Annotated in this window: 17 protein-coding genes; 8 read left to right on the plus strand and 9 right to left on the minus strand. The window is 60.1% G+C overall.

The features are described 5' to 3' along the window. Nucleotides 1-418 precede the first annotated feature (418 nt). Nucleotides 419-2,218 (plus strand): DUF1302 domain-containing protein, encoded by a 1,800-nt coding sequence (locus HV822_RS15595; protein ID WP_238871082.1) that lies wholly within the window; start codon nucleotides 419-421, stop codon nucleotides 2,216-2,218. A 30-nt stretch (nucleotides 2,219-2,248) separates the two neighbouring features. After that, nucleotides 2,249-3,613, plus strand: coding sequence for a DUF1329 domain-containing protein (locus tag HV822_RS15600; protein WP_238873627.1), 1,365 nt, complete (start codon nucleotides 2,249-2,251; stop codon nucleotides 3,611-3,613). Nucleotides 3,614-3,885: 272 nt separating this feature from the next. On the opposite strand, the gene HV822_RS15605 is transcribed toward HV822_RS15600, so the two are convergent. Further along, nucleotides 3,886-4,893: an AraC family transcriptional regulator gene (locus tag HV822_RS15605; protein ID WP_238871084.1), complete on the minus strand. Its 1,008-nt coding sequence runs from the start codon at nucleotides 4,891-4,893 to the stop codon at nucleotides 3,886-3,888. Nucleotides 4,894-5,202: 309 nt separating this feature from the next. Between HV822_RS15605 and HV822_RS15610 the strand changes: the two genes are divergently transcribed. From HV822_RS15610 to HV822_RS15625, 4 genes are all read left to right on the plus strand, one after another. After that, the gene (locus HV822_RS15610; protein WP_238871086.1) at nucleotides 5,203-6,933 is read left to right on the plus strand and encodes a DUF1302 domain-containing protein; all 1,731 of its coding nucleotides are present in this window, start codon (nucleotides 5,203-5,205) and stop codon (nucleotides 6,931-6,933) included. A gap of 29 nt (nucleotides 6,934-6,962) precedes the next feature. Continuing rightward, complete coding sequence (locus HV822_RS15615; protein WP_396264916.1) at nucleotides 6,963-8,333, plus strand: DUF1329 domain-containing protein; 1,371 nt, start codon at nucleotides 6,963-6,965, stop codon at nucleotides 8,331-8,333. A 153-nt stretch (nucleotides 8,334-8,486) separates the two neighbouring features. Then, nucleotides 8,487-9,809, plus strand: a complete 1,323-nt coding sequence (locus tag HV822_RS15620; RefSeq protein ID WP_238871088.1) for a DEAD/DEAH box helicase — start codon at nucleotides 8,487-8,489, stop codon at nucleotides 9,807-9,809. Nucleotides 9,810-10,260: 451 nt separating this feature from the next. Beyond that, complete coding sequence (locus tag HV822_RS15625) at nucleotides 10,261-11,328, plus strand: 3-deoxy-7-phosphoheptulonate synthase (RefSeq protein WP_238871090.1); 1,068 nt, start codon at nucleotides 10,261-10,263, stop codon at nucleotides 11,326-11,328. Between the two features lie 29 nt (nucleotides 11,329-11,357). Here the strand turns inward: HV822_RS15625 and HV822_RS15630 are convergent, their stop codons facing one another. From HV822_RS15630 to HV822_RS15640, 3 genes are all read right to left on the minus strand, one after another. After that, nucleotides 11,358-12,542, minus strand: a complete 1,185-nt coding sequence (locus HV822_RS15630; protein ID WP_238871092.1) for a multidrug effflux MFS transporter — start codon at nucleotides 12,540-12,542, stop codon at nucleotides 11,358-11,360. Further along, nucleotides 12,539-13,357 carry an alpha/beta hydrolase gene (locus tag HV822_RS15635; protein WP_238871094.1) on the minus strand — a complete coding sequence of 273 codons (819 nt, stop codon included), beginning with the start codon at nucleotides 13,355-13,357 and terminating at the stop codon, nucleotides 12,539-12,541. Before HV822_RS15635 ends, HV822_RS15630 begins: the two co-directional genes overlap by 4 nt. A gap of 99 nt (nucleotides 13,358-13,456) precedes the next feature. Continuing rightward, nucleotides 13,457-14,386 (minus strand): LysR family transcriptional regulator, encoded by a 930-nt coding sequence (locus HV822_RS15640; protein ID WP_238871096.1) that lies wholly within the window; start codon nucleotides 14,384-14,386, stop codon nucleotides 13,457-13,459. Between the two features lie 118 nt (nucleotides 14,387-14,504). Here HV822_RS15640 and HV822_RS15645 point away from each other — a divergent pair, with 118 nt between their 5' ends. Continuing rightward, entirely contained in the window at nucleotides 14,505-15,845 is a 1,341-nt protein-coding gene (locus HV822_RS15645) for an aspartate aminotransferase family protein (RefSeq protein ID WP_238871098.1), read from the plus strand. A gap of 48 nt (nucleotides 15,846-15,893) precedes the next feature. After that, nucleotides 15,894-17,390 carry a CoA-acylating methylmalonate-semialdehyde dehydrogenase gene (locus HV822_RS15650; protein ID WP_238871099.1) on the plus strand — a complete coding sequence of 499 codons (1,497 nt, stop codon included), beginning with the start codon at nucleotides 15,894-15,896 and terminating at the stop codon, nucleotides 17,388-17,390. Nucleotides 17,391-17,524: 134 nt separating this feature from the next. Here the strand turns inward: HV822_RS15650 and HV822_RS15655 are convergent, their stop codons facing one another. The 5 genes from HV822_RS15655 to HV822_RS15675 all read right to left on the minus strand — a co-directional run bounded on the left by HV822_RS15655 (nucleotide 17,525) and on the right by HV822_RS15675 (nucleotide 23,705). After that, on the minus strand, nucleotides 17,525-18,340 hold the full coding sequence (locus tag HV822_RS15655) for an inositol monophosphatase family protein (RefSeq protein WP_238871101.1): 816 nt from the start codon (nucleotides 18,338-18,340) through the stop codon (nucleotides 17,525-17,527). A gap of 21 nt (nucleotides 18,341-18,361) precedes the next feature. Next, the gene (rloA3, locus tag HV822_RS15660) at nucleotides 18,362-18,886 is read right to left on the minus strand and encodes a retropepsin-like aspartic peptidase RloA3 (RefSeq protein WP_238871102.1); all 525 of its coding nucleotides are present in this window, start codon (nucleotides 18,884-18,886) and stop codon (nucleotides 18,362-18,364) included. A 111-nt stretch (nucleotides 18,887-18,997) separates the two neighbouring features. After that, complete coding sequence (locus HV822_RS15665) at nucleotides 18,998-20,614, minus strand: Vgb family protein (protein ID WP_238871104.1); 1,617 nt, start codon at nucleotides 20,612-20,614, stop codon at nucleotides 18,998-19,000. A 470-nt stretch (nucleotides 20,615-21,084) separates the two neighbouring features. Further along, nucleotides 21,085-22,938, minus strand: a complete 1,854-nt coding sequence (locus HV822_RS15670; protein WP_238871107.1) for an ABC transporter ATP-binding protein — start codon at nucleotides 22,936-22,938, stop codon at nucleotides 21,085-21,087. A 101-nt stretch (nucleotides 22,939-23,039) separates the two neighbouring features. Continuing rightward, the gene (locus HV822_RS15675) at nucleotides 23,040-23,705 is read right to left on the minus strand and encodes an SGNH/GDSL hydrolase family protein (RefSeq protein WP_238871109.1); all 666 of its coding nucleotides are present in this window, start codon (nucleotides 23,703-23,705) and stop codon (nucleotides 23,040-23,042) included. Between the last annotated feature and the right edge of the window lie 199 nt (nucleotides 23,706-23,904).

Genomic DNA, 23,904 nt, shown 5'->3' on the forward strand with positions numbered 1-23,904 from the left:
AACGATATTTTGACGTCACAAAAGCCCGGTGCGCTGTTTCGCAGAGCAGAATAGTGTTGCAATCAATGTATCGATGCCTATAAGGGTGTTTTCCGGAGCCTGGTGTACGTCTGCTTTCCTGGTGGTGCCTTGCGCGGCAACTGTCTCATTGTGAATCAGGTGCTGTGGCGGCCTGGGCGGGTTCTCTATCCCGGTGTTATCAGGCTTGCGAAGAGTGCTTTGAGCCACAGGGTGCAGGCGTTAGGTAGGCAAGCCTAGTATTTGCTTATAGTGTTAATTCATTCTCTGAATGTCCTTCTTGGCCAAATATGTTGGCCGGTTTGGGCAAGTCCTCGATGCTGGCCTCGTGACAGACTGCGGGGGTCTTGAACGCGCACGCCCTGTGCGTGATTTCATGTCACCCAAACGGAGCAGCACAATGACAAAAAAAATGCATGCCTGGTCTCTTGCCGCATTGCCTCTGGCAATTGGTATGGCCAGCTTTTCTGGTTCTGCTAACGCAGTCAGTTTCAATATCGGTGAAGTAGAAGCTCAGCTGGATTCTCAGCTGTCCGTAGGCGTCAGCATGTCCACCCAGGGCGCTGACAAGCGTTTTATCTCTGTGAACAACGGCGGTGAGGCGGCGGCTCGGACCTCCGATGACGGTCGTCAGAACTACGACGCTGGCGATGTCTTCTCCAAGATTTTCCGAGGTGTCCACGATCTGGAACTGCGTTACGGTGATTCCGGCGCATTCTTCCGTGGCAAGTACTGGTACGACTTTGAAACCAAAGACGGCAGTCAGCGTTTCTACAATATCGATGACTCCAGCCGTGATCCGCTGCAAAAGGCTTCTGGCGTTGCGCTGCTGGACGCTTTCGTCTATCACAACTACTTCATTGGCAACAATCCGGGTAACGTCCGTCTTGGCCGTCAGGTTGTCAGCTGGGGTGAGTCTACCTTTATCCAGAACTCCATCAACTCCATTAACCCGATTGACGTGGCCGCTCTGCGCCGTCCGGGTGCCGAGCTGAAGGAAGGTCTGCTGCCGGTCGAGATGCTGTATCTCTCCCAGGGCCTGACCGAAAACCTGAGCATGGAAGCCTTCTATCAGCTGAAGTGGGCACCGACTGTTCTGGATAACTGCGGTACTTTCTTTGGTTCGGACACCTTGGCTAAAGGTTGTATTGATCGCCTGGTTTATACCGGTACCGACTTCCCGCAGGGCGAGCAACCTGCCGGCACTTATATCTCGCGTGCCCGTAAAGATAAGGAAGCCTCTGATGACGGTCAGTTCGGTGTAGCTTTCCGTTGGTTCGTGCCTGAGCTGAACGACTCGGAGTTCGGTTTCTATGCCATGAACTATCACAGCCGTGCGCCGATTTACTCGAACGTTGCCGGCAACATGGTTCTGGGCGGAGCGGCTCAAGGTGTACCTGGTCTGGACGGCACTTTTGGCGCTGCCGGTTATTTCTTCGAATATCCTGAAGATATTCGTCTGTACGGCGTCAGCTTCCAAACTAGCGTCGCCGGGGCATCTGTCGGTGGTGAGGTCAGCTATCGTCCGAATATGCCGATGCAGATCAACACTGGCGACATGAGCCGTACAGCTCTTCAGCTTGGCGCTGATAACACGCACCGTGATTACGTGGGCTTGCCGACAGGGACTTATATCCCGGGCTACGAGCGCAAGGAGTTTTGGCAGGCGCAGGTCAGCGTAATTCAGTTCTTCGATCGAGTGTTTGGTGCAAGCCGTTTGGCACTGGTTGGTGAAGCTGGCGTTAACTACATCTCCGGTCTGGGCGATGTGAAGTTTGGTCGCGACTCTCTGTTCGGTCAAAGCCCGTATAACGGCGACGAGGGCCCCGCTGCTGCGGGCGTGATAGCTGGTCGCTGCGCCACGCAAGTTCCTGCTCCGTCAACCCCCAATGCCAACAGCTGGTGTGAAAACGACGGTTTCTACACCGACTGGTCCTACGGTTATCGCATCCGCGCGTCGCTGGATTACAGCAACGTTATCGCCGGTATCAACCTGAGCCCGAACGTGTCCTGGTCACACGACGTTGAAGGTTACGGTCCCAACTTCACCGAAGACGCTAAGGCAATCAGCGTTGGTGTGAATGCTGACTACGGCAACAAGTACAACGCCTCCATCAGCTACACCGACTTCTTCGACGGCAAGTACAACACCGCCGTTGACCGCGACTTCGCTTCCGTCAGCTTCAGCGTAAGCTTCTAAGACTGACCACAGGAGAACAACAATATGCGTATGCAAAAAACTCTCATCGGCGCCGGTGGTCTGGCGTTCAGCCTGCTGGCAACGGGTGTCATGGCTCAAAGCCTGACGCAGGCTGAAATCGACTCTCTGGGTACCACCCTGACCCCGATCGGTGCTCAGAAAGAAGGTAACGCAGCTGGCACCATCCCCGAGTGGACCGGTGGCCTGCCGACTGACGCTGGTCAGTCGCTGCCGAACAACTTTCTGGAAAGCCCGTACAAGGACGACCAGCCCGAGTTCGTCATTACTGCTCAGAACTACCAGCAGTATAAAGACAACCTGACCCCTGGCCAGATCGCGTTGTTCGAGCGCTATCCGGAAACCTTCAAGATGCCGGTCTACAAGACCGAGCGTAGCGTCGGCTTCCCGCAGTCTGTTTATGACCAGGTCAAGGCGACTGCCGGTCAGGGCAAGCTGGTCAACGGCGGTGACGGTATCTCCGGCTTTGCCCACGGCTCTTTTGCCTTCCCGATTCCGAAGTCTGGTGCTGAGGTGGTCTGGAACCACAACACCCGCTACCGCCTGAACATCCACCGCTGGTACATGCAGGCCATGCCGCAAACCAACGGCTCGTTCACGCTGATCAAGATGGAAGAAGAGGTTGGTTATCCGGAGCAGATGTCCGACGTAGACGCCTCGAGCATGCCCAACACCCTGCTGTTCTTCAAGCAGCGTGTAAACGCACCGGCGCGTCTGGCGGGTAACGTACTGCTGGTACACGATAGTCTGGATCAGCTGAAAGAGCCGCGCATGGCGTGGGTTTACAACGCCGGTCAGCGCCGTGTACGTCGCGCTCCGCAGGTTGCCTACGACGGCCCGGGTACCGCCTCTGACGGTATGCGTACTTCTGACAACTTCTCCATGTATAACGGTGCGCCTGACCGTTACAACTGGACCCTGGTTGGCAAGAAGGAAATCTACATCCCGTACAACAGCGGCAAGCTGACCGAGCCGGGCGTGAAGTATGACGATGTGCTGCAAGCTGGTCACATCAACCCCGACTTCACCCGCTTCGAACTGCACCGTGTGTGGGAAGTGCAGGGTAACGTCAAGGATGGTCAACGCCACATTTACGCACAGCGTAACTTCTTTGTGGACGAAGACTCCTGGATGATCTCGCTGGCAGACCACTACGACGGTCGCGGCACTCTGTGGCGTGTAGGTGAAGGCCACATCGGCTTCAACTATCAGCAGAAGATTCCGGGCTACTCCATCGAGACCCTGTATGACCTGCTGGCTGGTCGCTACATCGCTCTGGGTATGTACACCGAAGAAAACTCTGCTCCGCAGTATGACTTCGACCCGAGCTACAACCAGTTCACCCCGGCGGCACTGCGCGCCTCGGGCGTTCGCTGAGTTGAGTTGACCGTACGACGAAAAAGGGAGCCGCAAGGCTCCCTTTTTTGTTTATGGCTCTGGATGCGACGTTTAGTTGAGTCGGCGCCGGCTAGCTAGCCGAGGGCGCTTGACAGTGCTCTAGCAAATGCTGAATCGGCCGGGCGCGGGCTCCGGGCGATATCGTGCTTACCGGTTATATATCCCGGCAGATATTGGCGGCTAGCGTACCGCGTCCTTGCGGATGATGGGGAACTGGCTTGCCTTGCGCTCCGCGCCTTTGGTGCGGGCGGTCAGGAGGGGATTGCGTTCTGGTTGCCCTGGCTGCGAAAGTTGGTCGGGCTCATCCCGGTCCAGCGGCGGAAGGCGCGGGTGAAGCTGCTGGGGTCCAGAAAGCCGAGTTCGAATGCAATACGCCCCAGGTTGAGCTTGCCCTCACGAATCAGTCGCATGGCCAACTCCATGCGCACTTCATCGAGCAGCTTCTCATAGGTTGTTTGTACTTCGCTGAGTTTGCGGCGCAGATGGCGCGGACTCATATTGAAAGGCGTAGCTACCAGCTCCTCTGATACTTCGCGCTCGGCAACCAGTACTCGAATGCGTTGTTTGACCTGCTCGGCAAAGTCGACGTTGGGTAAATCGCTGAGCATGTCTTCCAGCGAGCTGTCCAGCCGCTTGCGCAAAAACGCATCAGCGAGGGGCAGGGGGGTTCGGAGTAGTTGCCGGCTGATGCGAAAGGACGGCCGCTTGGCACCCAGGCGCACGCGGTTTCCCAGCAGGCTCTCGCACATGTCTCGGTTGCGTTCGTGATCACTGAGTAGGCGAGCTTCGAGCATCAGCGATGCCTTGCCTATGCCAAGCCCTTCCCAAATCTTGTTGCACTGACTCATCACCGCTTCCATGTGCAGCGGATGCGGGTTGCCGCGAGGCTGAAAGTAGAGGGTGAGGTATTGGTCATCTTCAACCGAGTACAGCTGCACCTGGCTGCTGAATACCGGCATAAAGCGAATAACGCGCTGTATAGCGTCGCCGAGGGTTTCGCTTGAGGCGGCCGCCAGGGTCAGCAGTGACAGAGTGTTGGACTGATAGTGACGGCCCATTCGCAGGCCAAAGCAATCGTCCTGGGACAGCCGGGCGGCAGCGTTCCAAAGGCGGTTGATATCACTCTGACTGATGTGGTTTTGGCTCAGGTCTGCAGCCTTGCAGTGCTGGCGCAGGTCGCTGGGCAGGTCGCGCAGGGATTTGCCATAGAGTTCCAGCCCCTGGGCAATACCCTGGGCCCAAAAACAACGTTCGTTCACGCGCTCTGAGGAGAGGGATTGAATCTGTGGAATCATGGGCACTGTGGGCCTCGGTTTTATTATTGTTTGTTGACTGCCTACGCCTAAACAATAAAGCAGGGAGGGTGATTGTGCAAAATTTTGCAACGGATAATTGCGGGGCTTGGCTCTACGGTATTCAGAGCGTGAATGTCCCAAGCGGACAAAAAACTCGTCCTAATCGGCCAAATCGCGCTCCGATCTCGTGACAGACTTGTCCCCGGTGCTAGACGGCCTGCGTCGTCTTGAACCCATGATTCAATCTAACGGAGCAGCACAATGACAAAAAAAATGCATGCTTGGTCTCTGGCCGCTTTGCCGCTGGCAATCGGCCTGGCCAGTTTCTCTGGATCGGCAGGGGCGGTTAACTTCAATATCGGTGACGTTGAGGCGCAGCTGGATTCAACGTTGTCCGTCGGGGTGAGTATTTCTACCCAGAACGCAGACAAACGCTTTATTCATGCAGCTTCTGGTGGTGAAGCTGCTGCTCGTACATCTGACGACGGCCGCCAGAACTATAGCTCTGGAGATGCTTTTTCCAAAATCTTCCGCGGTGTCCACGATCTTGAATTGCGCTATGGCGATTCCGGCGCATTCATCCGCGGCAAATACTGGTACGACTTTGAAACCAAGGACGGCGACCAGGAGTTCTATAACATTGATGACTCCGGCCGTCCGCCACTGGTTAAGGGCGCAGGCGTAGCGCTGCTTGATGCCTTTGTCTATCACAACTACTTCATTGGCAATAACCCGGGTAACATCCGCCTGGGTCGTCAGGTGGTGAGCTGGGGGGAGTCGACTTTTATTCAGAACTCCATCAACTCCATCAACCCGATCGACGTGGCTGCTTTCCGCCGTCCGGGCGCCGAGATCAAAGAGGGTCTGCTGCCAGTCGAGATGCTTTATCTGTCTCAGGGCCTGACCGAAAACCTGAGTCTGGAAGCCTTCTATCAGCTGAAATGGCACCCGTACGCGATCGATAACTGCGGCACCTTCTTCGGTGCTGACACCTTGGCCACTGGCTGTGTTGACCGTCTGGTAGTTGGCGGTGCCGATGCACCGCAGGGTGATCCGACGCTGAACGGTCGTATTACCGTTCGCGCCCAGAAAGACGTTGAAGCTAAGGACGATGGCCAGTTTGGCGTGGCGCTGCGCTGGTTTGTGCCGGAGCTAAACGATTCCGAGTTTGGTTTCTATGCAATGAATTACCACAGCCGGACACCCATCTACAGCAACTTCGCTGGCCCGCAGGCGGGCTTGGGCGGCCTGGCAGGTGGCGCGGGTTACTTCTTCGAGTATCCTGAGGATATTCGCCTCTATGGCCTGAGCTTCCAGACCAGTGTCGCCGGCACTTCGCTTGGCGGTGAAGTCAGCTACCGGCCCAATATGCCGATGCAGATCACAACAGGTAGTGTGAGTGTTGCTGGTTTGACAAGCAATGGCTCATGGATCGGTCGTGATGATGTCTATGCCGCCGGCGATTACGTTCAAGGTTATGACCGCAAGGGAATGTTCCAAGCGCAAGTTACCGCGATTCGCTTCATTGAGCGCGTCCTGGGTGCCAGCCGGTTGGCGTTGGTGGGTGAGGTTGGCTACAACCACATCGAAGGCATCGGCAGTGATCCGGGCGACACTTTCTACGGCCGCGACTCGCTGTTCGGTCAGAGCCCTCTCGCTAACGGTACCTGCCCGCTGTCTCAAGGTGTTGGCCGCGGCGCCAGCTGGTGTGAAACCGATGGCTTCTATACCAGCGACTCTTGGGGTTACCGTATGCGTGCGTCGCTGGACTATAGCAACGTCTTTGCTGGTATCAACCTTAAGCCGACCGTGTCCTGGTCGCACGATGTTGAAGGTTACGGCCCCAACTTCAACGAAGATGCCAAGGCCGTTAGTCTGGCTCTCAATGCAGATTACGCGAACAAGTACAACGCCAGCGTCAGCTACACCAATTTCTTTGATGGCAAGTACAACACCGCGGTTGACCGCGACTTCGCGGCTGTCAGCTTCAGCGTAAGCTTCTGATCTGGCTGACCATAAGGAGAAAGAACAATATGCGTATGCAACAAACTCTCATGGGTGTCGGTGGTCTGGCTTTGAGCCTGATGGCATCCTCCGTTATGGCGCAGACCCTGAGCCAAGCTGAAATTGACCAGCTTGGCACTTCCCTGACGCCCATCGGTGCCGAAAAGGCCGGTAATGCCGCCGGCACCATTCCCGAATGGACTGGCGGTCTGCCGCGTGACGCCGGTCAGCGTCTGGAAGATAACTTCTACGAGAACCCCTTCGCTGGGGATCAGCCGGAGTTCGTGATTACCGCTCAGAACTATCAGCAGTATCGCGAAAACCTGACTCCGGGTCAGGTCGCCATGTTCGAGCGTTATCCTGAAACCTTCCGTATTCCGGTCTACAAGAGCCAGCGGACTGTTGGTTACCCGCAGTCGGTATACGACCAGGTGAAGGCAACGGCCGGTCAGGCCAAGCTGGTCAACGGTGGCGACGGTATCTCTGACTTCAGTCACGGTACTTTCGCGTTCCCGATTCCCAAAGTCGGCGCCGAGATCATCTGGAACCACAACACCCGCTATCGTGTGAATGCGCAGCGCTGGTACATGCAGGCAATGCCGCAAACCAACGGCTCCTTCACCTTGATCAAGCTGGAAGAGGAAGTGGGTTACCCGCAGCTGATGGACGACGTTGACGCCGCGAGCATGCCCAACACCCTGCTGTTCTTTAAGCAGCGCGTAAATGCTCCGGCACGTCTGGCAGGTAACGTTCTGCTGGTACATGACAGCCTGGATCAACTGAAAGAACCGCGTATGGCGTGGGTATACAACGCCGGTCAGCGTCGCGTACGTCGTGCTCCTCAGGTTGCCTATGACGGCCCGGGTACCGCCTCTGACGGTATGCGTACTTCTGACAACTTCGCCATGTATAACGGTGCTCCGGATCGTTATGACTGGAAGCTGGTTGGCAAGAAAGAAATCTACATTCCGTACAACAGCGGTAAGCTGACCGAGCGTGGCGTTAAATACGAGGACGTTCTGCAGGCTGGCCACGTTAACCCTGACTACACCCGCTTCGAGCTGCACCGTGTGTGGGAAGTGCAGGGTAACGTCAAGGCAGGTCAACGTCATATTTACGCCCAGCGTAATTTCTTTGTGGACGAAGACTCCTGGATGATCAGCCTGGCTGATCACTACGATGGCCGCGGTACTCTCTGGCGCGTAGGCGAAGGTCACCTGTCCTTCAACTACGACTACAAGATTCCGGGCTATTCGCTAGAAACGCTGTACGACCTGCTGGCAGGCCGTTACATCGCTCTGGGTATGTACACTGAAGAGGTGGCAGCTCCGAACCTTGATTACTCTCCCTCTTACAAGCAGTTCACACCGGCTGCCCTGCGTGCTTCGGGTATCCGTTAAGTTCTGATGCTGCTTTGATGTTTGGGTTTTAGGGGGTATCTTCGGATACCCCCTTTTTTCGTTGTCATCCTGCCTGCTTCCCTCCTGATTCGGCGCGTCAGTCTGCTAAACTGCGGTCTCCTATCGAGCAGATCAACCGACCGAGTGATTCTTTTGTTCAGCGAACTTCAATTGCATGAGCGCTTGCTAAAAGCGCTTGACGAGCTTTCTTTCAAGCAGCCTACCCAGGTGCAGCAAGAGGCGATTCCCGCCGCGATTGCTGGCCAGGACCTGTATGTCATTGCCCAGACCGGCAGCGGCAAGACGGCAGCCTTCGTGCTGCCGATCCTGCAGCGTCTGCTGCACGACGACAGTAAGCCAATGGCCCCGCGTGGCCTGATTCTGGTGCCTACGCGAGAGTTGGCCCGTCAGGTGTTGAAGGACATCGCAGCGCTGGCGCAATTTACCTTTCTCAAGGCAGAGCAGGTCACCGGTGGTGAAGACTTCAAGGTGCAGGCAGCTCGGCTGCGCAAAAATCCTGACATCGTTGTTGCGACACCGGGCCGCGCCCTGGAGCAACTGACGGCTGGAAACCTGGACTTGTCCGTGGTGCAAACGCTGGTGCTGGACGAGGCCGACCGCATGCTGGACATGGGTTTCGCCGAGGATGTAGGCACGCTGGCTGATGCCTGCCCGCAACCCCGTCAGACGCTGCTTTTCTCTGCGACCAAGGGCAGTCGCGGGTTGCAGCGGATGATAGATCAGGTGCTGCGCGAACCGCTGAATCTGGAGCTCAACTCGGTACGTGACGATACACCGGCGATCACCCAGCAGGTGGTACCGGCGGATGACAACACGCACAAGGAGGCTACGCTGATCTGGTTGTTGCAGAACCAGGGCGAAGGCAAGACCATCGTGTTTACCAACACGCGGGTGATGGCGGACCGCCTCAATGGGGTGCTGCGCGCCAAGGATCTACGCGTGTATGTGTTGCATGGTGAGAAGGACCAGAAAGAGCGCAACCTGGCAGTCGAGCGCTTCAAGCAGGGAGCCTCTGGCGTGCTGGTGGCAACCGATGTGGCTGCGCGTGGTCTGGATATAGCGGAGCTGGACCGGGTCATCAACTTTGATATGCCGCGCAGTGGCGACGACTACTTGCACCGTGTCGGGCGCACCGGCCGTGCGGGTGCTGAAGGCCTGGCGATTTCGCTGGTCAGCCCCCACGAATGGAATCTGATGTCCAGTATCGAGCGCTATCTGCGGCGACAGTTTGAGCGTCGCCTGGTCGCCGAGGTGCCCGGCAGCTTCAAAGGACCTAAAAAGGTCAAGTCCTCCGGTAAGCCGGTCGGCGCAAAGAAGAAGAAAGACGGCAAAAAAGATGGCAAGAAAGCCGCCGCCAAGCCTAAAAAGCCCAAGGCCGGTAAGCGTCCGTCGCGTCCTCCAGTGGGGCAGGTGGTGACATCTTCCGATGGACTGACACCGCCCAAGCGGCGCTGATCGACGAAAGAAGGGGGTTGCGTCGCGCGCAACTGATCCGTTAGAGTCGAGACATTGTTCAAAGGTAACCACGCATGACTCTTATGACTGCACAGCTCATCACCGCTAGCGCCCTGCGTGCTGTCGCTGCTGCGCGCGCGGCGGTTGGTTACTTTTATTTTGGGTATTGGTTTAGCCAAAGGCGCGCCTGATACCCCCACAGGCGCCCTGAATTGACGGGTTGCCACCAGAGAATCATGAAACCCCGGTCGGCCTCCCGACCGGGGTTTTTTATTTGGCTTTGATTTTTTCTGATGTTGAGGACTGACCATGTACGTACAACGCACTTTCAACCCACGTTCTTACTGCAGCTGGCGATTTTGCTCCGGTGCCCTGACTACACGACATCCCCTCGATCGAACACCTAGATAGCGCTGTGGCGCAAAGACCGCCACAGCTAAGGAAGCAAAAGATGACCGCCACCGTAACCGCCCTTGCCAGCGCCGCTCCGAGTACCCAACGCGCCGCCCGGCGTACCCACACCCTGCCGACACCTGCTCAGCTGCGTGAGCGCCTGCCGCTGAGCTCCACCCAGGCTGAAGCCATTGAGCGCCACCGCCAAGCTATTCGTGACATTCTGGCGGGTAACGATGATCGCCTGCTGGTGATCACCGGGCCCTGTTCTCTGCATGATGCAGATGCCGCTATTGAATACGCCGAGCGCCTGGCTGAGTTGCAGAGCCGTGTCGCCGACCGGCTCCTGTTGGTGATGCGCGCCTACGTCGAGAAGCCACGCACCACGGTGGGTTGGAAGGGCATGCTGTACGATCCGCAGCTCGACGGCAGTGGTGATATGGCAGGCGGGCTGGCACTGTCTCGCCGCACCATGCTGGCGATCAGCGAGCTGGGGCTGCCGATTGCTACCGAATTGCTGCAGCCGCTGGCGGCCAGCTACCTGGATGACCTGCTGAGCTGGGGCTGTATTGGTGCGCGTACCAGCGAGTCGCAGATTCACCGCGAGATGGTCAGCGGCCTGCATTTGCCGGTCGGCTTCAAGAACGGGACTGATGGCAGCGTGAGGGTCGCCTGTGATGCCATGCGCTCAGCCCAGCATCCGCATCAGCATTTCGGCATGGATCTGCACGGTCGACCAGCACTGGTTGAGACCGCAGGCAACGCGGACACCCATATCGTGCTGCGGGGCGGCCGCAGCGGCCCCAACTACCAGGCCGATGCTGTGGCCAAGGTGCGCGCAGAGCTGGAACGACTGGGCATGCCGGCGGCGCTGGTGGTGGATTGCAGTCACGCCAACAGCGGTAAAGATCCGCTGCGTCAGCCGCAGGTGTTGGCCGATGTGGTGGCCCAGCGCGCGGCAGGCGATCTCAGCCTGCGTGGCGTTATGCTGGAAAGCCATCTGTTCAACGGTTGTCAGCCGCTGTCAGGCGAGCTGCGCTACGGGGTGTCCATTACCGACGGTTGTCTGGGCTGGGAGGCAACCGAACAGTCTCTGCTGGAGGCTGTCCGGCAGCTAGGCGTTTGATCTCGCCGGTGGCCGCCTGGGCGACGCGCTCAGGCAGGCTGCGCCGCACGGCTGAGGGGGTAGGCGAAAAACGCGCCGAGTGCGCATAATGCGCTGGCCGACAGCAGGGCGCCGAGAGTCAACGCAGGTGGCAGCGTTACGGCGCTGATCAGCCAGGTGCCCAGCGCGGCTATGGCCATTTGCAGAAACCCTAGTAGAGCTGAGGCGAGTCCCGCGCGGTCACCAAAGGGTTGCAGGGTGATGGCGGTACCCAGCGGGTTGATCAACCCCATGCCGGCCAGAAACAGGCAGATGGCCAGGCTGAATGTGGTCAGCGCCTGCCCGTCGTACAACAGAACCTGAGCCACGCCGCCAGTTAGCGCCAGCAGGCTGCCGGCCAGCGCGACCGACACAGCGCCCCAGCGCTGGGCCAGCCTCGGTGCGAGTATGCCGGCGCTGAACACCACCAGGACGGTCGCGGCAAAGAACAGCCCGAGCTGCACACTGTTGTAGCCCATGCCGCCAATCATAATGGCCGGCGCCGAGGCGAAAAACGCGTAGAGACCGCCGATCACCAGGCTGACGGCCATGGCCGGTAACGCGAAGCGCCGATCTCCCAGCAGTTGCAGGTAACCAGTCAGAACGCTCCCAGGTTTCGCTGTGCTACGCGCCTCAGGAGCGTGTGTTTCGCCCAGTACCAGCGCGTAACTGAGGGCCAGCAGTGCACCCACCGCAGCGACCAGAACAAAGCTGCTGCGCCAGCCGAGCTGGCTGTCGATCAGGCTACCTGCTAGCGGTGAGAAGCCGGGTGCGGCGGCCATGGCAACCATGATGAACGCCAGCGCCTTGGCCAGCAGCGCGCCGTCATACAGGTCGCGCGCGACCGCGCGGGCCAGCACCGAGGCCGCGCACACGCCGGTCGCTTGGATCACACGGGCGGCCACCATGGTGCCCAGGTCAGTGGCAACCGCGCCCAGCAGACTACCCAGTATGAAGAGCAGCAAACCTCCCAAAATCAGCGGCTTGCGGCCGTAGCGGTCAGACAGGGGGCCGACCGCCAACTGCCCCGCGGCGAATACTAGGAAAAAGCTGCTGAGGGTAAGCGCCATCTCTTGCGGCGCCGCCTGCAGGTCGCCCGCCATCGCTGGGAACGAGGGCAGGATAATGGTGGTCGACAGCGTGCTTACTGCGGCCAACCCCGACAGCAGCACCAAGGTGCGAGTCGAGGTACTCATGCGATTGCTTCCTGCCGGCGTGCGCCGCTGAGTAACGCGCAGCTACGGGCGATGACTTGCGGATCGGTGAGAATGCGTCGGTGTCCGAGCCCTTCAAGCTCAATCAGCTTGGCACCGGGCCACTGGCGCTGCAGGTCGGTTGAGGCGGCAAACGGCACCAGTCGGTCAGCAGGGTCGTGCATGATCAGCCCGGTGTGGCGTAACCCGTGTTTGAGAGCGGCCAGATCCATCTCTGCCACGGGGATGCCAATGTGTTTCTCAACCCAGCTAACGAAAGCAGTTTGCTCATCCGGGCTCAGGCCGTGTCCCAGCGCCTGCAGTTGTAGCATCGGGCTCAGCGATGACGGGCCGCACAGGTGCACGCTGGCGTTCACCTCAAGCCCGTGAGCAAAGGCCCAGAGGCTGGCGGCTGAGCCCAGCGAGTGGGCAACCACACCGTGGATCGGCCCCAGGGCCTGCGCCAGTGAAGCAAGGGCGCGGCCTGCGTGCACTGGGCTGCTGAGGTGGCCGCCTGAGTCGCCGTGCGCAGGCAGGTCTAGCAAGGTGACCGAGAAGCCGGCGCGTAGCAGCGGCTCAATAAAGGCGGCCAGGTGCGAGCCACGGCTGTCCCAGCCATGTACCAGCAAGACCCGCGGGCCAAGCCCGAACGTCCAGTGTGCGATATCGCCGTCAACGTAAGGGTGGGTGTCGTGTTTCCCCTGTGACAGTACGCTGCGCTCCAGGCTGCTGGCCTGAATGCGTTGCGGCACACTGAAGGCGCGGCACGCGCTGTCGAGGGCAGAGGGGGGTGCGACGTTGGCGTGGTGAGCGGTCATGGCGGTGCTCCTTGTTTATATGATGGTTTAAATGTAAATAAAATGTCGTTCATCATATAAATAAAGTCAAGGCTTTTTATGCATGCCTGGAAGGGCGGATCAGGCGTTGGGCGGTCCTGCCGCCAGGGCGTCCAGGAAGCTCTCGAGTACCAGATGGGGGCGCCGTCCCTTGCGGGTCACTGCCGACAGCACCAGATCATAGTGGTAGCGGGCCGGGTCAAGCGCGCGCATACGGCCGTGTTCTACCCATTGGGCGGCGTAATGATCGGGCAGGTAGCCTATGTAGTGGCCGGTCAACAGCAAGAAAGCGATGCCCTCGCGGTCTGAGGCGGTGGCGCTGCAGCGCAGAGCCTGAAACTGGGCCTGCACCTCGGCCGGTACCCGGAAGCTGGGCGAGACGGCATCGTGGCGGCGTAGTTCCTGCAGGGTGAGCTGCTCATCTGGCAGGTTAAACAGCGGATGCCCTGCGGCGCAGTAAAGCTCTGCCCGCTCGCTGTACAGCGGTTGATATTCCAGGCCGGAGAGTGCGCCCACCTGAGGGATCACGCCGACATGCAGGCGGCCGTCGAGTACCCCCTGTTCTACCTGACCGGGTGCCGACATGCTGATCTGGATACGCACGTCAGGGCCGCGGGTTTTCAGGCGAGCGAGGGCGTCGGTCACGCGCATGTGCGGCATGGTGACCAGGTTGTCGGTGAGGCCAATATTCAGTTCGCCACGCAGGTGCTGGTGCAAGCCGTTGACCTCGGTACGAAAGTTCTCAACGGCTGAAAACAACAGCAAGGCTGCCTGGTACACCTCGCGTCCGTCTTCGGTCATGGCAAAACCGGCGCGCCCGCGCTGGCACAACCGCAGCCCCAGCCGCTGCTCCAGATCGTTCATCTGCTGGCTGATGGCCGAGCGGCCGATACCCAGCACGCTTTCCGCGACGGAAAAGCCGCCGCATTCCACCACGGTGCGAAACACCCGCAGCAGGCGCAGGTCAATATCAGAGAGTTGGGCAAGAGGGGCTGGTCGGCGCTGGCTCATAGTTTAGTAATTGGTAAACCGAAGGTGATAAAAGTCATGTTTTATCATAACTTTTAATGTGGCACCGTAGTGAACATTCCGGCGCCAACGCGCCTGCCGACTCCCATGAGGCATCTGCATGCAAGACCAGAACACACAGCAACTCGTCAGCCAGCTCAAGCTGGACGCCCACTGGATGCCGTTTTCGGCCAACCGCAACTTTCAGCGCGATCCTCGGCTGATTGTCGCCGGTCAGGGCAGTTGGCTCACCGATGCCGATGGGCGGCAGGTGTACGACAGCCTCTCCGGGCTCTGGACCTGCGGCGCCGGGCACTCGCGCAGCGAGATTCAGCAGGCGGTGGCGCAGCAGTTGGGTACCCTCGACTACTCACCCGGTTTCCAGTTTGGCCACCCGCTGTCGTTTCAGTTGGCGGAGCAGATCGCGGCCAAGCTGCCGGGTGATCTGAATCACGTGTTTTTTACCAACTCGGGGTCTGAGTGCGCCGATACGGCGGTGAAGATGGCGCGGGCCTACTGGCGCCTCAAGGGCCAGCCCAACAAGGCGCGGATGATCGGTCGCGCCCGTGGTTATCACGGCGTGAACATTGCCGGTACCAGCCTGGGCGGCATCGGCGGCAATCGCAAGATGTTCGGTCAGTTGATGGAGGCGGACCATTTGCCCCACACCCTGCAGCCGGGCATGGCCTTCACCCGTGGTATGGCCGACACCGGCGGGGTGGAGCTGGCCAACGAGATGCTCAAGTTGATTGAGCTGCATGACGCCTCAAATATTGCCGCGGTGATTGTCGAGCCCATGTCCGGCTCTGCCGGTGCCATTGTGCCGCCCCAGGGGTACCTGCAGCGGCTGCGTGAGATCTGCGACCAGCACGATATTCTGCTGATTTTTGATGAGGTGATTACCGGTTTTGGCCGTTTGGGGTGCTGGAGCGGTGCAGAGTACTTTGGCGTCACGCCTGACATCATGAATCTGGCCAAGCAGATCACCAACGGCGCCATCCCCATGGGGGCGGTGGTGGCCAGCAGCGAGATTTACCACACCTTTATGCAGCAGGCGGCGCCCGAGCACGCCGTTGAGTTTGGCCACGGTTATACCTATTCAGCCCACCCGGTGGCCTGCGCGGCCGGTCTGGCCACCTTGCAGTTGCTGGAAGACGACGCGTTGGTGCAGCAAGCCGCTGAACTTGCGCCGCAGTTTGAGCGCATGTTGCACGGCCTGCAGGGCGCCGGGCATGTGATTGATATTCGTAATTGCGGGTTGGCCGGGGCGATTCAACTGGCGCCCCGTGGCAACGACCCGACCATCCGCCCGTTCGAGGCGGGTATGGCCCTGTGGAAGGCGGGCTTTTATGTCCGCTTTGGCGGCGATACCCTGCAGTTCGGGCCCATGTTTAATGCGCAGCCAGCCGACCTGGAGCGCCTGTTTGATGCTGTAGGCAGCGTACTCGATACGCTGGACTGATTTTTCGCGGCGCCAGTCGGCGCTCAGACCCCTTTGCAGGAGCACATGATGACCAATATTACCCATCTTATCGACGGCCATCCGGTAGCCGGTACTGGCCGTAGCGCCGATGTTTTCAACCCGTCTACTGGCACCGTCACTGCTCAGGTGCCGCTGGCCGATGATGCTGTTATCCAGCAGGCGATCGACTCGGCCAAGGCGGCGTTTCCGGCCTGGCGCCGTACCCCGGCTGCCAAGCGCGCGCAGATCATGTTCCGCTTCAAGCAACTGCTGGAGGAGAACGAGAGCACCATCGCCGAGATGATCAGTGCCGAGCACGGTAAGACCATCGAGGATGCGGCGGGCGAGCTTAAGCGCGGTATCGAGAACGTCGAGTACGCCTGCGCGGCGCCCGAGATTCTGAAAGGGGAGTACAGCCGTAACGTTGGCCCGGATATCGATGCCTGGAGCGACTTTCAGCCGGTGGGCGTAGTTGCCGGCATTACCCCGTTCAACTTCCCGGCCATGGTGCCGCTGTGGATGTACCCACTGGCCATCGTGTGCGGTAACTGCTTCATTCTGAAGCCGTCCGAGCGTGACCCAAGCTCGACTCTGTTCATCGCCGAGCTGCTGCATCAGGCGGGTCTGCCCAAGGGTGTGCTGAACGTGGTACATGGCGACAAGCAGGCAGTGGACGCGCTGATTGCCGCACCTGAGGTCAAGGCACTGAGCTTCGTTGGCTCCACGCCAATTGCCGAATACATCTACGCCGAAGGCAGCAAGCGCGGTAAGCGTGTGCAGGCGCTGGGCGGCGCCAAGAACCACGCGGTGCTGATGCCCGATGCGGACCTGGACAACGCCGTCAGCGCCTTGATGGGCGCCGCTTACGGCTCCTGTGGCGAGCGCTGCATGGCTATCTCGGTTGCCGTTTGTGTGGGCGATCAGATTGCCGATGCGCTGGTGGAGAAACTGGTGCCGCAAATCAAGGCGCTGAAGGTCGGCCCTGGCACCACCTGTGGCCTGGACATGGGCCCGTTGGTCACCGGTCAGCATCTGGACAAGGTGACCGGGTATGTTGAAGACGGCGTGAGCGCCGGTGCCGAGCTGGTGGTTGACGGCCGCGGCCTCAGTATCGACGGCCATGAACAGGGCTTTTTCCTCGGTGGTTGCCTGTTTGATCGTGTTACGCCGGATATGCGTATCTACCAGGAAGAGATCTTTGGCCCGGTGCTGTGTGTGGTACGTGTGAATAGCCTGGAAGACGCGATGCAGCTGATCAACGACCACGAATATGGCAACGGCACCTGCATCTTCACCCGCGACGGGGAGTCTGCGCGCGTGTTCTGCGACGAGATCGAAGTGGGCATGGTCGGCGTCAACGTGCCGCTGCCGGTGCCGGTCGCGTACCACAGCTTCGGGGGCTGGAAGCGCTCGCTGTTCGGTGATCTGCATGCCTATGGCCCGGATGGGGTACGCTTCTATACTCGTCGCAAGGCCATTACCCAACGCTGGCCCAAGCGTGCCAGTCATGAGGCGGCGCAGTTTGCCTTCCCCAGTAATGGCTAGGGAGCGCGCAATTAATCAGTGCTGCCCTAAGTGGACCCTCAACGAACAAAGCCGGCCTCGCGCCGGCTTTGCTCGTTGAGGCATCAATAAGCGCTTCACTTTTCTGTATGGCTGCCGCTGCAGCCGGCCTGAGGTTAGTCAGCGTCCAGTGAGGGGCCGATCATCGCGGCGACCTGATCGTAGACGCCGGGACAGGCCACCAGATAGGGGTTGCCGTTGAGCAGTCCGTCACCGCGCAGAAAGTTGTTGCAACGCCCGCCGGATTCGGCCAGTAGCGCCAACCCGGCAACGCAGTCCCAGCTCTTCAGGCAGGTCTCGTAGTAGCCCAGCAGTCGCCCCGCAGCCACATAAGCCGTCATCAGAGCGCCGGAGCCGTTGCGCAAAAACATCCCGCCGGCATCAAGCAGTTGGCCCAGAAAGGGCATGAAGTGCTGCTTGCCGTTGGCGTAGAAGGTGCCAACGCCCAACAGGCCCGCGCGCAGGTCGGTGGCGCTGCTGACCTGCAACGGCTGGTCATTGACCCAGGCGCCAAAGCCGCGCCCGCCATGAAACAACTCGTCGTGGTTCGGGTCGGCGACGGCGCCGATGGCGGGTACGCCATCGACCAGCAGGCCGATGGATACGCACCAGTTGTGCAGCCCGTGCAGAAAGCACGCAGTGCCGTCGATGGGATCAATCACCCAGACGCAACGCGCATCCAGCCTTGCCGTGCCGGTTTCTTCCCCGACAAACCCGTCTTCCGGAAAGGCCGCCAGCAGCTCGGTACGGATGAAGACTTCCAGCTCCCGGTCCGCCGCGCTGACCACGTCCTGACTGAAGCCGCCCTTGCTCTCCACCGTCAGGTGCTCGCGTTGACGATATAGGTGCAGTCCACGCTGGGCAGCTTGCTGGGCCAGATGCCTGGCAAGCTGGTAGCGAGCGCTGAGGTCGAGTGGGGCGGCAGAGGTCATGCGCTGGGTGTCCTTGGTAAATCAGGCGTTGTTGCTGGAGCAGTCGGGTGTGGTGGTGTAGGTGCGCGAGCTGTCCACGTTACCCAGTTCATTGAGGGTGCGGCGCCCCAGCAGTACCGGATAGTGCATGTTGCTGCGATCACGCAGGGAGAATTCTTCGTTCAGGCGCTGGCCGGCGATGCATACGTCCATGCGCACCACAGGGCGCTCTTCGGAGCCGCCCGCACCGCGTACGCGCAGGTCACGTTCCAGCGGGCGTTCGAAGGTTTCGCTGACCAGGCTGTCGGACTTCAGGTCTTCCAGGGCAACCTTGAAGCGCACCCATTGCTCACCGTTGCGCTCAAAGCGCTCGATGTCCTCGGCGTGCATGGAGGAGGTGAGGGCGCCGGTGTCGAGCTTGAATTTAACGGTCATGTCTGCCGGTTCAATCACGCCTTGTTCAATCCAGCCGAGCTGCCGTGGGCTGTCGGCGTGGGCGGATACGGGCAGACTAGTGGCGAGGGCAAGTGCGGTGGGCAGGAACAGGCTTTTCAACGATGCAGGCATCGGACATCTCCTATGGCGTCGGTTGCTCAAATGGACTGGCCGGAGGAGGAAATGTTCCGTTTTCATCATCAGACAGCGGGCCGGCAAGGCGTTCTTGCCGACCCGCGCTGCTTACTCAGCGGTGAGGCGATACAGGCCGTTGTCCAGGTCGGACGCGAAGTATACGCGGCCCTCAGCATCAGCCGCCAGCCCAGTTGGGATGCCGGTTGGCGGCATGCCGGGCCCCGCTGGCAGGCCGATTGGCAAGTGCTCTGCGACAACCTCTTTTGCACCACTTTGCGGGTCAATGCTCAACAGTCGCTGGGCTGTTGGCTCGGCCACCAGCAGCCGGCCGTCAGGCAGTTCGGTCAGCCCTTCGGGCAGTTGCAGCCCCTCGGCGATGACGCTCAGGCTGAAATCGCTGACGTCCAGACGCGCCAGTTGGCCGCTGAGCAGGGTCAGATAGATCTTGCCGCTGGGGCCTTTGATCATCTGTACCGGGCCTTGCAGGCCGCTGGCGACTTCGCTGCGCTCTGCAAGGTCAGGGCCGGACAGGCGCAGCAGCCTACCGCTGGCCAGTTCGCTGACCAGCACGCTACCGTCGTCCAGTTCGACCGCTGCCGAAGGTGCCTTGAGCTGGTGGACCATGGCCAGGGTGCTGTTGTCGCTGCGGCTGATCAGCTGCAGGGTGCCAGTCGAGAAACTGGTCACCAGCAGCCGCTCACGGCCCAATGCCACGTTGATCGGGTATTCGGCGTCTGAGCCGTGGGCGCGGCGCAGGTCCGTTACCTTGCCGCTGGCAGTATCCACTGCGCGCAGGGCGAACACATCGGCTACATATAGCGTCTTGCCGTCCTCACTCAAGGCCAAACCGGCCGGTACGGCCAGATCGCCATTGACCAGGCGGCGCTGCTCGCGCGTCTGTGGGTTGATGCGGGTAATGCGGTTGTTGGCCATGTTGGAGACGTAGATATTGTCGTCGGCATCCAGCGCCAGGTTGTCGAGGGCGCTGTCGAGCTGGGCGATCAGCTCGGTGCTGCCGTCGGCCAGGTTGACCTGCTTCAGTTGGCCGCTGAAGGTGTCGATGGCGTAGAGGTTGCCCTTGGAGTCGAAGTTGGCGGCTGCCGGGGTCTTGAAGTCGCTGGAGATTACCTGAAGTTCGCCGCCCGCTGGGTTGATGCGCACGATCTGCCCTTTAAACCAGAGTGGACCGTACAGCCAGCCGTCGGCCCCAACTTCAAAACCGTTGAAACCACCCAGGTCCTTACCGATCAGCCTGGGCGGCTCGGCGCCTGTGCGGTCAACTTCCCAGAGCGCGTCGCCCAGAAATACCTGGCTGGCGTATAGCGCGCCTGTCTCGTCATTGAAGTCCAGCGAATTGATGCCGGGCAAGTCGCTGGCCAGCACCTGGATGGGGGCATCGTCGTTTTCACGATACAGCACGCGGCCGGAGTAGAACCCGGTCCAGGCCATCTCGCCATTGGGGCCGATGGCGATGTCATCGGCTTGACCGTCATTGGGGCCGATCAGTGTCTGTACATCGCCGCTGTCGGTGTCGACCTCATACAGACTGGCACCGACCACGCTGCCGGCGAGCAGACGACCCTGCTTGTCGACGGCCAGACCGTGAATGCCCTTGAAAGGAGAGGGGGCGACCAGTTGTTCGGGGGCGGAGTAGTGGGTGGCTAACGCCAGTGGGGCCAGGCTGAATAGTCCGGCGAACGTAAGGGTGCGAAGGCGCAATGTCATCTTGGAGCTTCCTTGTTGTTGTTTTGCTCCGATTCTAGTCTTGGTTGACGGCGTTTGTGGGTGCAATCAGGCGGGGTTATGGTGGGGGATAAGTGGTGGGCGAAAGCTAGGGGTCGAGATGTTCGGGGCGCGGCATGTCGCAGCCCCGGATGGGATGATGTAACAAGTGGTGGAGTGTGCACGGTGCCAATCCCCGTTTACGCGGACGAGTAGCGCAGATTTATCGGGAAAAAGAGTCGCAGCATGTTTGAGGAGCGCAGCGACGAGTTCTGCGACTCCCCGAGAAATCGAGCAACGCAGCGAACCCGAAGGGCCGCGTAGCCGGGTGCCCGGGGGATCGCTAACGGGGGGCTGGGCAAGCAGCCCCCCTTGGCTCGCCGGGAAAGGCGAAAACGAATCGAAAATCGCCGCCGGCAAACAGCTAAACATTAGGGGCAAAATACGAGCTTTTGGAGGCGCCAGCAGGGCCGTCACGCCGGCTGCTCAGCCTCTTCCAGCTCTTCCCCAATAAACCCGCCAGACTGCCGTGCCCAGAGGCGAGCATAGACGCCGTTTTGCGCGATCAGCTCGGCATGGGAGCCTTGCTCGATGATATTGCCGTGCTCCAGTACCACCAGCCGGTCCATCTGCGCGATGGTAGACAGGCGGTGGGCGATGGCGATCACCGTTTTGCCGTCCATCAGGCGGTTCAAGTTCTCCTGAATCGCGGCCTCTACGTCCGAGTCCAGCGCGGAGGTGGCTTCGTCGAGGATCAGGATGGGCGCGTCTTTGAGCATCACCCGTGCAATGGCAATGCGCTGGCGCTGGCCGCCGGACAGCTTCACGCCGCGCTCGCCCACGTGGGCATCAAAGCCCCGGCGGCCCTTGGCGTCTTCCAGCTCGGCAATGAACTGATCGGCCTCCGCGTTGCGCGCGGCCTGGTGCATCATCTGCTCGTTGGCATCCGGGCGGCCGTAGAGGATGTTGTCGCGCACCGAGCGATGCAGCAGCGAGGTATCCTGGGTCACCATGCCGATGTGTTCACGCAGGCTGTCTTGCTGCACGTCGGCGATGTTCTGGCCGTCAATCACCACGCGACCACCCTCAACGTCATAGAAGCGCAGCAGCAGGTTGACCAGCGTGGATTTGCCGGCGCCGGAGCGGCCGACCAGGCCGATCTTTTCACCGGGGCGAATGTGCAGGTTGAGCTGCTCCATCACGCCGCTACCCTTGCCATAGTGGAAGCTGACGTCCTCAAAGCGAATGTCACCCTGGCTCACGGCCAGCGGCGCTGCATTCGGACGATCAAGTACCAGTTGCGGGCGGGAGATGGAGTTGACACCGTCCTGCACTGTGCCGATGTTCTCGAACAGGGCGGACAGCTCCCACATGATCCACTGCGACATGCCCCACAGGCGCAGCACCAGCGCGACCGCCACGGCCACGGCACCCACGCTGATCGAATCCTGCACCCAGAGCCACAGGGCCAGCCCGGCCACGCCCAGCAGCAACAGGGCGTTGAGCACGTAGAGCAGGCTGTAGAGGGTGGTTACCAGCCGCATCTGTTTGTACACAGTGACCATGAACTGGTCCATGCCGTCGCGGGCATAGGCCGATTCACGGCGGGCGTGGGAGAACAGCTTGACCGTCTGGATGTTGGTGTAGCTGTCAACGATACGGCCGGTCATGACCGAGCGGGCATCGGCCTGTACCTTGGCGACCTGGCCCAGCACCGGGATGAAATAGCGCATCAGCAGGATATAACCGACCAGCCAGCCCAACATGGGCAGGGTCAGACGCCAGTCGGCAAAGCCGACCAGAATCAGGGTGCCGATGAAATAAACACAGATGTAGTTGAGGACGTCGATCAGCTTGATCACGCACTCGCGGACCGCCAGCGCCGTCTGCATCAGTTTGGTGGCGATGCGCCCGGCAAACTCGTCCTGATAGAAAGCCATCGATTGTTTGAGCAGATAGCGGTGCACCAGCCAGCGGATGCGCATGGGGTAGTTGCCCATCAGCGTCTGGTGGGTCATCAGGCTGTTGATGAAAATCAGCGAGGGCAGGGCCACCAGCACCACAAAGGCCATACCGGCCAGTTTCCAGGCTTCTGTCTGCAGGAAGGTGTCGCGGTTCTGGTCTGACAGCCAATCGACAATGCTGCCCAGAAAACCGAACAACCAGACCTCGGCGATGGCAATAGCGGCCATCAGCAGCGAGGCAAGAATAATGTAGGGCCAGGCGCCCTTGGTGAAGTGCAGACAGAAGGGCAGCAGCTTGCGCGGTGGCTCGCTCAGCTCTTCAACGGGGAACGGGTCAAGACGGCTTTCAAACCAGCGGAACATGCGATGGGCCTGCGAACGGACAACGAGGAAGGCCGTGCATTATGAGCCCCGTGGCGGCGCGGCTCAAGCGGACAGGACGTGCCTGTCCGCCTGGGTGGTTCTCAGTCCAGTACTTGCAGAATCTGGTCTGCCAGCACGCGAGAGCCAGCGGCGGTGGGGTGAATGCCGTCGCTGGTGATGTAGCGGCTTTCGTTGCCGGCGAAGGCGGCGCGCACGTCGACAAACTTGACGCCCATGCCCGGGTAAGCAGCCGCCTTGTAGTTCATGCTGTAATTGTTGATGTCACGCAGCTCCAGGGCGCCGCCTACGGCGTTGTAGTAGCCGAGAAAGACGATTTCCTCGATACCGTCGTTGCGCATTTGTTGCACCAGTGCAGAGATGCGGTCTTCCAGCTCGTTAAGTAGCGGCATGCAGGCGCTGAGAGACGGCCGGCAGCTATTGAGCTGAATGTCGTTGCCGCCGCCGTTGAAGATCACGGTGCGGATGCCACGTTTGCTGGCGCGCTGGTACTGACGTTCTACCGAGTAGCGGCTGGAGCACAGGATATTGCCCCCGGTCAGTTGGCAGCCGGAGCGGGCGGAGGTGTTGATGTTCTCGTCAAGGTCGGCTTCCAGGTATTCGTGGATATCACCGGACAGGGCAAAGATCGAGTCTCCCAGGATAAGAGTGTCGGGCGAGCTGCTGCCGGGGTTGGTGGCCAGCGCGGGTGTGCAGCACAGCGCGCTGAGGGCGAGTACGGCCAGGCCGCGGGTGAACAGGGTGGGCATGCGCAATTCCTCTTGTTGTTTGGGGTGGCCGCGCCAACGGCAAACTGGCGTGAGACATATGTGCGTTTTGCGTCATGCATGTTAGGGCCTTCAGCTTGGGCTACAAGCACCCAAACGGGCGAGCGTGGAACAGCCTCGTAGCGCACCAAAGCGGGGTGATATTGCGCGCCATGCACCCCGATGGGTCGCGACTCAATGC

The sequence above is a fragment of the Halopseudomonas maritima genome (assembly GCF_021545785.1).
GTDB lineage: Bacteria > Pseudomonadota > Gammaproteobacteria > Pseudomonadales > Pseudomonadaceae > Halopseudomonas > Halopseudomonas maritima.

Excerpts from the sequence above, each read along its gene's own strand:
- HV822_RS15675 (WP_238871109.1), bottom strand. The coding sequence starts at position 23,705 with ATGCCCACCCTGTTCACCCGCGGCCTGGCCGTACTCGCCCTCAGCGCG.
- HV822_RS15600 (WP_238873627.1), top strand. The coding sequence starts at position 2,249 with ATGCAAAAAACTCTCATCGGCGCCGGTGGTCTGGCGTTCAGCCTGCTG.
- HV822_RS15670 (WP_238871107.1), bottom strand. The coding sequence starts at position 22,938 with ATGTTCCGCTGGTTTGAAAGCCGTCTTGACCCGTTCCCCGTTGAAGAG.
- HV822_RS15625 (WP_238871090.1), top strand. The coding sequence starts at position 10,261 with ATGACCGCCACCGTAACCGCCCTTGCCAGCGCCGCTCCGAGTACCCAA.
- HV822_RS15645 (WP_238871098.1), top strand. The coding sequence starts at position 14,505 with ATGCAAGACCAGAACACACAGCAACTCGTCAGCCAGCTCAAGCTGGAC.
- HV822_RS15655 (WP_238871101.1), bottom strand. The coding sequence starts at position 18,340 with ATGACCTCTGCCGCCCCACTCGACCTCAGCGCTCGCTACCAGCTTGCC.
- HV822_RS15665 (WP_238871104.1), bottom strand. The coding sequence starts at position 20,614 with ATGACATTGCGCCTTCGCACCCTTACGTTCGCCGGACTATTCAGCCTG.
- HV822_RS15615 (WP_396264916.1), top strand. The coding sequence starts at position 6,963 with ATGCGTATGCAACAAACTCTCATGGGTGTCGGTGGTCTGGCTTTGAGC.
- rloA3 (WP_238871102.1), bottom strand. The coding sequence starts at position 18,886 with ATGCCTGCATCGTTGAAAAGCCTGTTCCTGCCCACCGCACTTGCCCTC.
- HV822_RS15610 (WP_238871086.1), top strand. The coding sequence starts at position 5,203 with ATGCATGCTTGGTCTCTGGCCGCTTTGCCGCTGGCAATCGGCCTGGCC.
- HV822_RS15635 (WP_238871094.1), bottom strand. The coding sequence starts at position 13,357 with ATGACCGCTCACCACGCCAACGTCGCACCCCCCTCTGCCCTCGACAGC.
- HV822_RS15595 (WP_238871082.1), top strand. The coding sequence starts at position 419 with ATGACAAAAAAAATGCATGCCTGGTCTCTTGCCGCATTGCCTCTGGCA.
- HV822_RS15640 (WP_238871096.1), bottom strand. The coding sequence starts at position 14,386 with ATGAGCCAGCGCCGACCAGCCCCTCTTGCCCAACTCTCTGATATTGAC.
- HV822_RS15650 (WP_238871099.1), top strand. The coding sequence starts at position 15,894 with ATGACCAATATTACCCATCTTATCGACGGCCATCCGGTAGCCGGTACT.
- HV822_RS15630 (WP_238871092.1), bottom strand. The coding sequence starts at position 12,542 with ATGAGTACCTCGACTCGCACCTTGGTGCTGCTGTCGGGGTTGGCCGCA.